The 12,215-nt window shown below is 43.9% G+C and carries 9 protein-coding genes and 2 pseudogenes; 7 read left to right on the forward strand and 4 right to left on the reverse strand.

Annotation, left to right across the window (positions count from 1 at the left end; translation table 11 throughout):
* Positions 1 to 71: 71 nt before the first annotated feature.
* From BJP37_RS12940 to BJP37_RS12950, 3 genes and pseudogenes are all read right to left on the reverse strand, one after another.
* Positions 72 to 1,859, reverse strand: a complete 1,788-nt coding sequence (locus BJP37_RS12940) for a ShlB/FhaC/HecB family hemolysin secretion/activation protein (protein ID WP_081431166.1) — start codon at positions 1,857 to 1,859, stop codon at positions 72 to 74.
* Between the two features lie 20 nt (positions 1,860 to 1,879).
* The gene (locus BJP37_RS12945; protein WP_075899315.1) at positions 1,880 to 4,078 is read right to left on the reverse strand and encodes a beta strand repeat-containing protein; all 2,199 of its coding nucleotides are present in this window, start codon (positions 4,076 to 4,078) and stop codon (positions 1,880 to 1,882) included.
* A gap of 211 nt (positions 4,079 to 4,289) precedes the next feature.
* Positions 4,290 to 5,482, reverse strand: a pseudogene (locus BJP37_RS12950) (ISAs1 family transposase).
* 541 nt (positions 5,483 to 6,023) lie between these two features.
* Between BJP37_RS12950 and BJP37_RS12955 the strand changes: the two are divergent.
* From BJP37_RS12955 to BJP37_RS12970, 4 genes are all read left to right on the forward strand, one after another.
* Complete coding sequence (locus BJP37_RS12955) at positions 6,024 to 6,227, forward strand: hypothetical protein (RefSeq protein WP_075899317.1); 204 nt, start codon at positions 6,024 to 6,026, stop codon at positions 6,225 to 6,227.
* Between the two features lie 139 nt (positions 6,228 to 6,366).
* Positions 6,367 to 6,501: a type II toxin-antitoxin system RelE family toxin gene (locus tag BJP37_RS43530; protein ID WP_269086997.1), complete on the forward strand. Its 135-nt coding sequence runs from the start codon at positions 6,367 to 6,369 to the stop codon at positions 6,499 to 6,501.
* 98 nt (positions 6,502 to 6,599) lie between these two features.
* Positions 6,600 to 6,845, forward strand: a complete 246-nt coding sequence (locus tag BJP37_RS12965) for a BrnA antitoxin family protein (protein ID WP_075899319.1) — start codon at positions 6,600 to 6,602, stop codon at positions 6,843 to 6,845.
* Between the two features lie 377 nt (positions 6,846 to 7,222).
* Entirely contained in the window at positions 7,223 to 7,597 is a 375-nt protein-coding gene (locus BJP37_RS12970) for a tetratricopeptide repeat protein (RefSeq protein ID WP_143727597.1), read from the forward strand.
* On the opposite strand, the gene BJP37_RS12975 is transcribed toward BJP37_RS12970, so the two are convergent.
* Positions 7,575 to 8,786: an RNA-guided endonuclease InsQ/TnpB family protein gene (locus BJP37_RS12975; RefSeq protein ID WP_075899323.1), complete on the reverse strand. Its 1,212-nt coding sequence runs from the start codon at positions 8,784 to 8,786 to the stop codon at positions 7,575 to 7,577. The two genes, BJP37_RS12970 and BJP37_RS12975, sit on opposite strands and share 23 nt — an antisense overlap.
* 57 nt (positions 8,787 to 8,843) lie before the next feature.
* Here BJP37_RS12975 and BJP37_RS44995 point away from each other — a divergent pair.
* From BJP37_RS44995 to BJP37_RS12985, 3 genes and pseudogenes are all read left to right on the forward strand, one after another.
* Positions 8,844 to 8,951: pseudogene (locus tag BJP37_RS44995) on the forward strand (IS200/IS605 family transposase); the annotation flags it as partial.
* A 315-nt stretch (positions 8,952 to 9,266) separates the two neighbouring features.
* The gene (locus tag BJP37_RS12980) at positions 9,267 to 10,556 is read left to right on the forward strand and encodes a tetratricopeptide repeat protein (protein WP_075899325.1); all 1,290 of its coding nucleotides are present in this window, start codon (positions 9,267 to 9,269) and stop codon (positions 10,554 to 10,556) included.
* The gene (locus tag BJP37_RS12985) at positions 10,553 to 11,692 is read left to right on the forward strand and encodes a tetratricopeptide repeat protein (protein ID WP_075899327.1); all 1,140 of its coding nucleotides are present in this window, start codon (positions 10,553 to 10,555) and stop codon (positions 11,690 to 11,692) included. The genes BJP37_RS12980 and BJP37_RS12985 overlap by 4 nt, the downstream gene beginning before the upstream one ends.
* Positions 11,693 to 12,215: the final 523 nt, after the last annotated feature.

A 12,215-nucleotide genomic window follows, 5' to 3' on the forward strand; every position in this document is an offset into this window, starting at 1 on the left:
CTGCCTCCCCAAGACCGTAATGGTGCGTTTGACCCGTAATTAAATTCGCCACGGGTCGCACCTCTGCATCGCTAAAATGGTTGATATTGCAAAGAAAAGTAAAGACCATTATCTTGCAGGGTATTCCCAGAGTCGTCAACACTGATCAAGGGGATACCATAATCTAAACGTAAATTCCAAGGGTTACTAGGCTGCGAAATTAATCCTAACCCCAAACTCGCTATGGTTTGTGGGTCTGGATTTGTACCGCCATTATTCCAAGCAGTGCCAATATCAAAAAATGGCGCGATTTGCAATGTATTGGTGTTTGCTGTCAGAGGAATACGGACTTCTGCTGAAGCTGTGATCCCATTATCTGCTACTAATTGATTTTGCCGATATCCTCTTACTGTATCGACTCCCCCCACACTAAACCTTTCAATAGATAATAAGGAATCTGATGTTAGTTGGGTATTAAGACGTAGTAAGAATAAATTTCGCGATGATAAACGCTGTACCCATTGGAATTGTCCTAACCAAGACAAAAACCGCCCATCGGGAGCTTCATTATTCACTGTGGCATCAAAGGCATCTATGCCCAGATTAAATTGCGATCGCGCTGCGAAAACTCTGGTAGCATTACGGTCCACCCAATCTTGGAAAAAGCGAATCACTGTAACGTTTGATTCACCATTGTCGGGACCTTCGGAGAAAGAAAAGGGAATATCATCAAGGATAAATGTTTGACTGCGACGCAAATCTAGAGCTAAACCAAGGGCAAATTCCGTTGAGGGTTTTCTGTATAACGGTTGACGAATAGTCACGGAAAATGTTTCGGTTTCGCTTCTAATTTTGATATCGCGGAAGTCATCTTCAATAATTCGGCTATCGGTATTGTCATAACGGAAGCTAACGTCACCATTCCGCCGATTGATGGGAATGCTATAGCTAATATCATATAGATTGAGTCCTTCAGTAATGCCGTAAGTACCAGAGAGACTATCACCAAACCCTAACAAATTATCATGACCAATAAACACACTAATTTGTTCGGAACCGACGCTAGGGGATTGGCGGTTATTGCTTGTAATACCTGCGTAAAATGCTGGTGCTTCTTGGACTTGGACTTGGACGATGTTAAAGCCTGGTTTGCTGCCTGCGGTTAACTGAGCGTTTACCCGACTAATTAAGGGGTCGAGTTGTAGTAATTGTAATGCTTCTTCTAAGCGTTTCTGATTTAATGGAGTAGAAGCAGCTAGTTCTAAACGCGATCGCACATACCCTGGTTGCAACCGATCTAAACCCCTCAGTTCAATTTTCTCTAGTTCTCCCTCTACTACTTGAATTTGCACTATTATATTATCTTTGATATATTGATAAGGGAGAAATGCCCCACTGGTGACGTAACCTTTTTCGATATAAAGTTCTGTAATATCCGACCGCAGTTGTAGCAAATCTGCAAAGGTTAGTGTCCTGTTCTCCAGAGGTTGCGTTAATTTGGTAATTTCGTCTTGTAAAACCGTACTTCCCAACACTTCAATTTTTTTCACAAAGAAAGTTTCTGTAGTGGGAAACGTGAGATCAGGTGGCTTTTGGGTCGGTTCTGGAAGGATGGGAGAAGGTGCAGCAGGGATGGGGGGACTAGGTGAGGGTGTTGGTTGAGGAAGGGTTTGGTCTATTATTTCCGGGGTATTCGGAGGAATGTTTACCCCTGGGGGTGGTGGGGATTGGGCAGAGGCAATGCAGGGGAGGAGAATTAACGTGGAGGCGACAATGAAGAAGGCGGAAGTTTTATATATAATTTGCTGAATATGATGGGAATCTTGGTATTGTGGAAAATCCTTTGGACAAATTCGACGCCAAACGCGATATGTAGACATTGATTGCACTCCGATCTTGATCAAAGACACTCTCGACTCATGACCAATTGTCCATTAGCCAGTCGATACACTCCTGTTGGTTCAATAATTGGGTCACCCTTTTTCCAAGACAAGGTGCTAGGTGTAACACCTTGTACAGTTCCGGTGGGATAGGGTGAAACAAATGCATCCCCTGGACGGTTGGGTAAGCCTCCAGAACCTATGATCATAAATGTGCCTTCAACCTTACTACTGCGGGCAATGCAACTATTAGCGATGAGGGCGTTAGTATCAATGGGGTTTTGCTGTAATTCCGTGAGGCTATTTTGGATAGCGCTGTTATCAGGTGTAACGACATTTATATTACCTGCAATACCTAAGTCAGAACTGGCTGTAATATCACTTTTATCAGTTTCCTGTGGACGTGGTTCAATACCAAAGATACCTTGAGAAATAATTTGGACGTTACCACCTCTACCTCTAAAGGCATTGGCTGTAATGTCACTGTTTTCTTGGGGGATAGCGATGAGAAATTTTGAGTTGATGTCGATGTTACCACCATCACCCCCTTTTTGGTCTGTGCCAGCATTTGTCGAGATTTCACTTCCACGACGGAGTAGGAGTAAGTCTCTAATTTGTAGGTTGATATTACCACCATTCCCCGACGCAGATTCGGCAGAGAGACTCCCTTGGTTGTCTAAACTCACTGTAGCTGAATTAATGTTTATATTACCTACCTGTTCCGTACTTTCGGAGCTAGTACGATTAGCAGCACTAATTCCAGCAGCATTATTAACGGAAAGCAATCTTGTAGCGATGCTGATGTCACCAGGGTTTCCTCCGCTTGTCGATTCAGCATTAGTGACAATACCACTACCAAAGTTATTCTGCCTACCATCCAAAGATATGGTGCGAGCCTTGACCATGACATTGCCTCCATTTCCCTGCCCGAAGGTAGCAGCAGCAATTTGAGCGGCATTAGTGATTGAAAGTGAATCTGTAGTGATATTTATGTCACCAGCTTTTCCAACACCTTCCTTTTCCACGTTGCTGAAAATACCACTACCAAAGTTATTCTGCCTACCATCAAAAGATATGGTGCGAGCATTGACCATGACATTGCCTCCATTTCCCTTACCGAAGGTAGCAGCAGCAATTTGAGCGGCATTAGTGATTGAAAGTGAATCTGTAGTGATATTTATGTCACCTGCGTTGCCAATCCCTCCCTTTTCCACGTTGCTGACAATACCACTACCAAAGTTATTCTGCCTACCATCAAAAGATATGGTGCGAGCATTGACAATGACATTGCCTCCATTTCCCTTCCCGAAGGTGGCAGCAGCAATTTGAGCGGCATTAGTGATTGAGAGTGAATCTGTAGTGATATTTATGTCACCTGCGTTACCAATCCCTCCCTGTCCCACATTGCTGAAAATACCACTACTAAAGTTATTCTGGGTACCATCAAAAGATATGGTGCGAGCATTTACAATAACATTGCCTCCATTTCCCTTCCCGAAGGTAGATGCTTGGATGGTAGCTCTGTCATTTAAGAAGATTGAGCCAGCTTTAATGTCAATATTTCCTCCATTGCCTTCTGCTTGTGAGCCAATAATACCGAAAACTCCACTGGAAAAATTATTACCAACTCCTGAAAGAGTGAAATCATCACGAACATTGATATTTGCATTGCCAGCTTTACCTCTTCCAGCAGGAGCAGTAGTAGAGGCTCCACGAATGATAGTTTGAATTTGACTGCCATTAATTAACGAAAGTGACCCAGATGTAATATCTACGTTTCCACCGTTGCCCACTCCTCCAGATTCTACATTACTGAAAATATAGCTGCTGTTGGATAGAGAGATGGAATCATCAGCTTGTGCAAACACACTTCCACCATCTCCCTGCCCGAAAGTGCTGACATTTAACAAACTTCCATCACGAAAAATCAGGGAACCTGTAGTGATATTTATGTCACCAGCGTTGCCAAAAGCTCTTGGTTGCACCACATTTGCAATAAAACTTCTATCGGCCAAAGTAGTTGTTCCTGTGGCATTAATAATAATATCTCCTGCCTTGCTGTTTAGCGTACCCAAGCCTCTATCAATTCCTGCTCGCAGTATGCTTCCTTCCGTCAGGTTCACATTGCGAGCAGACATTTTGATACTACCGCTATCCGTACCCCGGACGTTGATTTCCGCACCATTCCGAAGGGATATATCTGCCCAGGGTAATCGCATCTTAGTAGAGTTCTAAAAGTACAGTAACCTGACCTAAAATTTGACTGTAGAATTGCTGATTATACCCTCAGAAAAGTTAATGGTACTCGTTTGTGTGTACCAGTCCTGTTAGTCAACACTCCTGGAGCCTAACCGGCTTCGGTTAATAGATTCAGTCCATCACCTCCAATGATTGCTCCTCAACAATCTTGCATCACCCTCAAAAAATGCCTCACTTCGCCGCACTGGCGGCCAGGATTTTGATGATAGAGTCATTATCCATCCCCGCCCTATAACGCTTCATCTTGAGACTCTGGCGGGAGGGTTCGCGATCCACGCAGGTTAACACTCAGGCGGCGCAACAGCCCTAGATTTTCGCTTCTCATAGCCCTGGCGAACCCGACTGGCATCTTCATTAAAAGTGACATCCAGGACACTTTGTAGACCATTTTCAACACCCCAATGGGAGCGAATTACCTGGTTGTGTTGCTGGCCATCGGGTTCGAGGGCACTGAGGTAAAACTGAGTTTGTGTCGTGGTTTTGTTCCATAACTGCCGCCTTCGCTTCACCATCACCACGCTGGTTAAACCTTGCCATTGTGTTTGCCGATGCAACGGGGGTAGTTGACTCACAGGCACCGCCCACACCTGACGGGTTTCTAAGCGGTGATGCCCGGCCTCCACCGTTTGGTGGTAACTCAATTCAATCCCTTGCCAGTTCTGGTCTTCGGCCATAGCAAACCACTGTTCCACCTGCTGACTAAGCTTGCCCTGGTTGCCCTTGAGCGCCAGGACATAGTCCCCACCAGCTTCCTTAATTTGTCGGGCAATGTTGGTTTGGGTGCCCATGGCATCGAGAGTCACCACCGCTCCTTTGAGGTTCAGCAACTTGAGCAGCAGTGGCACTGCTGTGATTTCATTTGATTTACTCTCGACTTTTTGTTGGGCCAACACCAGTCCATATTCGCTGCTCCAGGCACTGACGCTGTGAAGCGCTTTGAGGTCGTTGTTACGGTCATAGGAGCCTTTGGCCGTCTTACCATCAATATGAATCAGTTCAATATTCAAGCTCTCGGTGATGCTGCCCACCCAACTCAGGAAGCTGGCTTCGAGTTGCTGGGGATCGAGAAGGCCAAACACCCGACCAAATGTATCGTGAGATGGTATTCCATGAGGTAAGTCTAAAAATGTTTCCAGCCACTGTAGCTTGGCTTTACCGTAGGTTTCGATGGCCACAAACCCATCGGCACCCGCAATCACAGCCAAAATGGCTATGGTAACAATCCCGACAAGATTATGGTCGATTCTGCTACCCACACGGGGATCCTCGAGATGCTCAAAATGATTGAGTACACTCTTTTTCAGGATCTGAGCCTCATGCTCATTGTGAGTGTTAAGAACGGGTCTGCCAAAACCTTTTGCCATGATGAGTGACGAGAAAATACAACCCTTTACACATCCTAGGTTACCCTTGATGAGAGATGAAGGACTTGTTCATGCAACCGTTTTTTTTGTCAAGTACAATTTATCCCAAATTAGATGCGATTACCCTGCCCCCCTGGCCAAGGTTGTGGTCTGGTTTTTTAGCGTGACCTTTGGCCAATCAGATCAGAGCAGGTTAGGTTTGCTAATTTTGTGACATAAGAAATTGAAATAGTCGTGGATAGTATTTCTGCGGCTATTTTTTTTACTTTACTCCCTACTCCCTACGTAAGCATTCAGCATTCAGCTATCAGCTATCAGCTATCAGCTTATGCGCAAGCTACTTGATGTGCTTATGGGCTATTAGGAAGCTACGGAACTTTTGAATAAAACCAAGTAAGTATTCGAATAATGCTGAGTTATGGAAAGCTGACGGCTGACCGCTGACGGCTGAATGCTTACCTCCCTACTCCCTATTACCTAATCTCTACTCCCTAGTATCAAAAACGCTATAATTAAAAAAATAACGTTTAATTCAAAAGCGATGGAAGCTCAAGACTTAAAAACACTGATCAAAGAAAGCATCCGAGAAGTTTTGAGAGAAGAAAGACTCTTACTATGTCAGATGTTAATGCCTTACGTTAGTGATCAAGAACAACAAGACCTTGACACCACCTTTGGGCTACCTCAAGACTATGAGACTGAAGACGTGACTGATCTGACAGATTGGATTAAAAATGACTATTAAATTCCGCAAGAGTGCGATTAAATTCTTATAGTCTGCTGATCAGGAAACTACCACAAATATTCGTAAACAACTCAGGCAGCTTATTGATGCTATTGAAAATAATTAAATTATTCCTTTTAACGACCTATACATCAAGAAGATGAAAGGAAATTGGGAAGGCTTTTATCGATTGCGTATTGGTAAAGTTAGAGTTATTTTTACCGTTGATTTAACCTTAGCAGATATAGAAATTTATACGATTGGCTTTAGAGGAAATGTCTATAAAAATAGATAATCTCTGACCCAATGGCCATTACAATTGAGGAGCAACGATTTGAGGAGGAACGATTGATCACCATTAGGGTAACATAAACAATATCTGGAGGGATGAAGATGGAAGCTGAGTATGATTTTAGTCAAGGTAAGCGTGGCGCGATTGACCCGATGCCATCTGGTAAAACTCGGATCACTATTTGTTTAGATAACGATGTTATCGAGTGGTTTCGTGAGCAGGTACATCTATCTGGTGGAGGCAATTATCAAACCTTGATTAATCAGGTGTTGCGTCAGCACATTCAGCATCAATCGATAGAAGTAGAAGGAGATCAGGAAACTATTCCGATCACAGAAATTATTTAAAGTAAATAAGCTTGGAAAAATAATCGCTCTGGTAACGATCAAGGAATTTCATATAAATATTTAAAGGGTAAGTTATTAGGATAAAACCTTGATTCACTATAGTTTTATAAGACAATTCGTGATCGTGGAAATGTTTATACTCACATCTGGCACCATTGTGATTAATCGTCGGTGGGCAGTGTCTACCTACGCGCTTTGCAAGCTGATCTGATTTGTCTCAAGCACTGCCCACCCTACGCACTAAACTATACTTCCATTGCTATAAATCCTGAACCCTAAAACGTCAGTAGAACAATCAATAGTGGGTGGCACACTACTGTATTACCCCCACTTCTTTTGATCAGGTTTATTGACTATCCCCAATGGAGGTTCAGGAAATGAATCAAAACCTCTTTATCAAGCTAGCAGGGATTTTAGGCACTGTTGTCGGTGTAATGGGAATGGGAGTGGCTTTCCCTAGGTATAGCTGGGGGCAAAGTATCATTGCTCAACAACTGAGTTCACCAGGGAGTGAAAGGGCTGAAGAGTTATCCCTAGCAGAAGCCTCTCAACTAACTCAGCAAGCCATTAAGCTTTATCAGCAAGGAAAGTACTCAGAAGCGATACCCCTAGCCGAGAGAGCATTAGAGATTCGGCAGGAAATCTTGGGAGAAGAACACCCTGATGTAGCAATCAGCCTCAATAATCTGGCTGGATTCTACGAAAGCCAGGGCAGATATGTTGACATACTCACCGTCCTAGAAGAACGGTGATTCTTGACAGATCATCGGGGTGTGCTGCCGTTCGCGTAGCGTGACCTACGGTCTCAACAGTCTTATCGCCCCTCCTTGCCCATTTAGAGTCATGCCGATGCCCCATGCCGACTTTTTCTATGTTTCTAGCAGCGTTTATGTCTCTGTCCTGCTCGGTTCCACAATTAACACAGAGTATTGAGCGTACGGACAAATCGAGTTTCCCCCACTTGAACCCACAATCTGAGCAGATTTGACTAGTGGGTTCCCAACGGCTTATAACCCGAAAATCCCTGCCATATTTATCTGATTTTGCTTGAGCTAGACTCCTAAATTCTGACCAACCTTGCTGGCTAATAGCTCGCGCTAGTTTGCGATTTTTGACCATTCCTGACACGTTAAGGTCTTCTAGGACAATTACTTGGTTCTCGCTGACTATCCTAGTTGAGAACTTATGCAGGAAGTCTTTCCTTTTGTTGGCGATTTTATTATTTAGTCTTGCGATCTTAATGCGAGTTTGCTCCCTCCGGTTAGACCCCTTAGCTTGTCTAGCAAACTTTCGTGTTTGTTTGCGTAATTTTCGATCTAGTTTTGAATAGTCAGGACTCTTGACATGACCCCCATCACTCATTACCGCGAAAGTCTTGATACCTAGATCAATCCCAATGCTTTGGTTCTTGGCATCAACTTGAACAGGCTCAATATCTACTACAAAGCTCAAGAAATAATTGTTAGCACAATCTAAGATAATGGTCACAGAGCTTGGATCAGATGGCAATTCCCTAGACCAGATCGGTTTGACTACCCCAATCTTGGCTAAGTAAACTCCATCACCTTGAATAGAGAAACCTCTGCGAGTTAATCTTGCTGATTGATTATTGGATCGCTTTTTGAATCGTGGAGACCTAACTTTTCGTCCTTTTCGTTTTCCATTGTGCGACTCAAAGAAGTTCTTAAAAGCAACTCCCAAATCAGCTACGGACTGCTGCAAAGGAACGACTGACACTTCAGACAACCATTTTCTTTCTTCGGTCTTTTTAGCCTGAGTTATGACCAGTTTCTGTAAGTCTCCAGATTTTAGAACCTTCTTAGATTTCTTGCAAATAGCCAGAGCATCGTTCCACACGACTCTGACACAGCCAAACAGCCTAGCTAAGTCCTGTTTCTGTTGGTCAGTTGGATAAAAACGATATTTGTATCTTGCTTTCAATTGGCGTTTCTTAGTTGGTCTGTACTCCAATTATAGTGTAATCTACAAGATTTGACAATGGGTTTCCGGAATATTGGCACAGTATTACGCTCCTTGCAAATGCACCTAGTATGCGTAACTAAGTACCGCCAAAAAATATTGACCACTGAGAGTCTCGCGGCCATTTAAAATTCGTTCAAAGAAGTGGCTAATAAAATGAATTTTTAAATTAGAGAACTTAATGGTTTGTTCGCGCAGCGGAGGCCGTAGGCCACAGTTACCGTAAGAATAAAGGAGCCAAAATTTGCCAAGTTTTAACCAAAGGTGCGCTTTCCGTATTAAGAATTAAATTCGCCACGGGTCCCACCTCTTTTACGTATAGCTGAACAACCATAAAGGCTCCTTTATTCTAAGGTTTCTATCCAGCGAAGGACGGGGCTTGAGACCCATTTTTTTGGTCAATATCGAGCTGCCCTCCAGTCCCTAGCCACAGATTCTCCCTTGAGTGATCAACAAGCTCTAGAGATTCTGTGTGCCAGAGATGCACTCCACAATGCCCTCACTCAGGAACCCTTCATACCTGCAGAGCTTCTAGAGTGCATCCATGAGCTAGATGCCCAACTCCAACAACACAAACAACGGATTGACCAAGCTCTGGAACTTTCTAGCTATCGCCACAGTCTACCCGCAAACCCTAAGGGCTGGTGGTGGTATCTGGATCAACAGCGTCCTCCTCATCCGCTAGATCGTTACGACTGGGTGTTTAAGGGTCTGACCTTTGGAGGTTGGAGTGTCAGTCTGGCTCTGCTGGTCAATATTGCCAGTCGTTTCTTAACTGGTGGTCCCGATGTGGTTGGCACTTTCGCGATCATTGTACCAACTCTGATCACTCTGCTGAAAGCCAAAAGTGACTTTACCGAAGAAGAGCAAAAAGATAACGATTTCTCAGAAGCATTGAAAAAAGGTTTTGAGGAATTGCTAACTGGTTTGAAGGTGCCTAAGTTTCTTCATGCTGAAACTAAGTTTCTTTCCACCATGGCTCTACTGTTGGGATTGCTAGGGTTTTGGTATAGTCTACCCAGTATTTCAGCTATCTACAATCAACGTGGCTTAGAGCACTATCGAGCCGGTGAGCTTAGTAGTGCTGAAGCCGACTACCAAAGAGCGATTGCCCTGGAGCCTGATAATGCTAAGGCCCATTACAATCTTGGACGACTGTATGAAGACTGGTTACAGCTCAAGAAATCAAAGCAAGAGTACCAGCTGGCGGTAAGTGCAAAAATTCCTAGAGCATACAACAACTTGGCCAGACTCTACATTCTAGAAAAGGACTATCCTAAAGCGGTAAACCTTTTAGTTGAAGGTCTAAAACTGACCACAGAGCAATCAGTTTATCCAGAGGATAAGTACAACTTATATAAAAATTTAGGGTGGGTAAGATTCAAACAAAACCGGGATGATGAAGCTAAAATTGCCCTGGAAAAAGCTCTCAACATTGCTAAGAATCCAGATGTGGCCAAATATTTGCCCAATCGTGCCTCTGCCTCTTGTATTTTAGCTCAGGTACTTGAACGCCAGGAAAAACCTGAAGCTGCCAAGGAATCTCTCAATGAATGGGAAAATTGTCGCAATTTAATCATCGGAAATCCCATAATTTCAAAACCAAACAAATGGCTGGATCTAGCTAATGATTTAGGAATAGGAAATCGTTTAATTCCAGAAGAAGACACCTGGTTACATCTAGCTAATCAACGTATTCATAAAGCTCAACAACAGAAACAAAGGCCATGATTTGGAAACGTCTATTCTCCATCTCTCTACTTTCCACGGTTCTAATCGCGATCGCGGCTCCAGCAACTATTCCGGCTGAAGGTCTGTACTACATCGCAGCTGTCACAGGAGATGTTCAAGTGAAACGTCGCCTGTGGTTTGGTTATGATCGAGCTCACCAAGGAGATCGTCTCAAGCTAACAGACCAGATCTGGGTCAAAAACCCTCAGTCCTCTGCTACAGTTTCCTGCAGTGATCTCAGTAATTGGCAAGTTCCTGTAGGAACAGCTTTGAAGGTGTCTGAAGTTTGCCCAAATTCAGGAATATTGTTCCGACCGGGAGATAACCTAGCACCTGGACGTGGCATCGAGAATGAAGACTTTCCCTACCTGATCAGTCCGAGGAATACAGCACTACGTCCTAATCAACCCCTGACCCTGCGCTGGCATGGGGTGAAAGAAGCCAGCCACTATGATGTTACTATCAAGGATTTGGCAAGACCAGTGTGGGAAAAACGGGTATCTGAACCCATAGTTGATTATCCTAATAGCTCCCAACTCCGACGTGATTGGGGTTATTTTATTGTGGTAACTGCTAGTACCGGTGTGTCTTCACCTAAAAATCTCAATCAAGAGCCAGCTCCCACCATTACCCTGCTGACGGATGACCAGGAGCAGGAGCTGAAGAAGAACCTAGCTAAGATTGAGACACAAAATCTGGATGCAGATGCCAAAGCTCAGAAAAAAGCTCATCTTTATCACAGCACTTGCCAAGATCGAAATTACCCTAACACTTGTCTCAATCAGGATGCCATTGACCTTTTAGAAACAAGAATCAAAGCTGGTACAGACAATGCTGCTATTTATCAGCTCCAAGCTGAGATGTATCAGCGCATTGGACTAAAGCGACAGGCTCAGCAGCGTTACCGCACAGCCCTGGCACTGGCCAAAAAAGCTAACAATTTGCCATTGCAGGCGGAAATTCAAGAACAGCTTGGTGAGATTGCCCACAACCTAGAAGAGTTTGCTGAAGCAGTTGAATGGCTAGAGGCTGCTGAGGGAATTTATCAAAAGCTTTTTAATTTGGAAGATCCAGAGGCACAAGGGAAGCTAGAGGAGCTAAGGAATGATATTGAGGATTCTCAAGGGAGGATTTGAGGGAAAATTGGGGGTTGCTGAATTGAAGTATCAATGCAGGATCTTTTGGTTTTGGGCAAGCCCCCTAAATCCCCCAACTTTGGGGGACTTTAAGAGTTTTGTTCCCCCCAAAATTGGGGGGCTAGGGCGTGTTTTCTTGCCTCGGAGATCCCCCATTATCCCCCTTAAAAAAGGGGGACTTTGAGTATGGCTCCCCCCTTCCGCGCGGGGGGCTGGGGGGGATCATAATCTTGCGGAAAACTTTGAAGACACGCCCTAGCCCGAACCTAGGATCAAATCCATAGTCAATATGCCAATTACCTTGGTCATCTTGATAGACGTCTTTAACTTTAATAAGTTTCCTTACTCATCCAATAAATTATAAAAATAACTACAAACCTTATAGATAAAATTCCGCACTCCAAAGCAAAAATAGTTTGATAAATACCAGGAAAATATAGCACTAACCATTAAGGGTATGACAACGTCCTAAGTACAGGACAAAAAATGTAAAGATTGCCGAAAGTCGAACTGATGAAGGGAT

Origin of the sequence: Moorena bouillonii PNG (genome assembly GCF_001942495.1) — a bacterium.
In the GTDB taxonomy this organism is placed as follows: Bacteria; Cyanobacteriota; Cyanobacteriia; order Cyanobacteriales; family Coleofasciculaceae; genus Moorena; species Moorena bouillonii.

Coding starts and splice junctions, on each gene's coding strand:
- BJP37_RS12940 (WP_081431166.1), bottom strand. CDS start 1,859: ATGTCTACATATCGCGTTTGGCGTCGAATTTGTCCAAAGGATTTTCCA.
- BJP37_RS12945 (WP_075899315.1), bottom strand. CDS start 4,078: ATGCGATTACCCTGGGCAGATATATCCCTTCGGAATGGTGCGGAAATC.
- BJP37_RS12955 (WP_075899317.1), top strand. CDS start 6,024: ATGGAAGCTCAAGACTTAAAAACACTGATCAAAGAAAGCATCCGAGAA.
- BJP37_RS43530 (WP_269086997.1), top strand. CDS start 6,367: ATGAAAGGAAATTGGGAAGGCTTTTATCGATTGCGTATTGGTAAAGTT.
- BJP37_RS12965 (WP_075899319.1), top strand. CDS start 6,600: ATGGAAGCTGAGTATGATTTTAGTCAAGGTAAGCGTGGCGCGATTGAC.
- BJP37_RS12970 (WP_143727597.1), top strand. CDS start 7,223: ATGAATCAAAACCTCTTTATCAAGCTAGCAGGGATTTTAGGCACTGTT.
- BJP37_RS12985 (WP_075899327.1), top strand. CDS start 10,553: ATGATTTGGAAACGTCTATTCTCCATCTCTCTACTTTCCACGGTTCTA.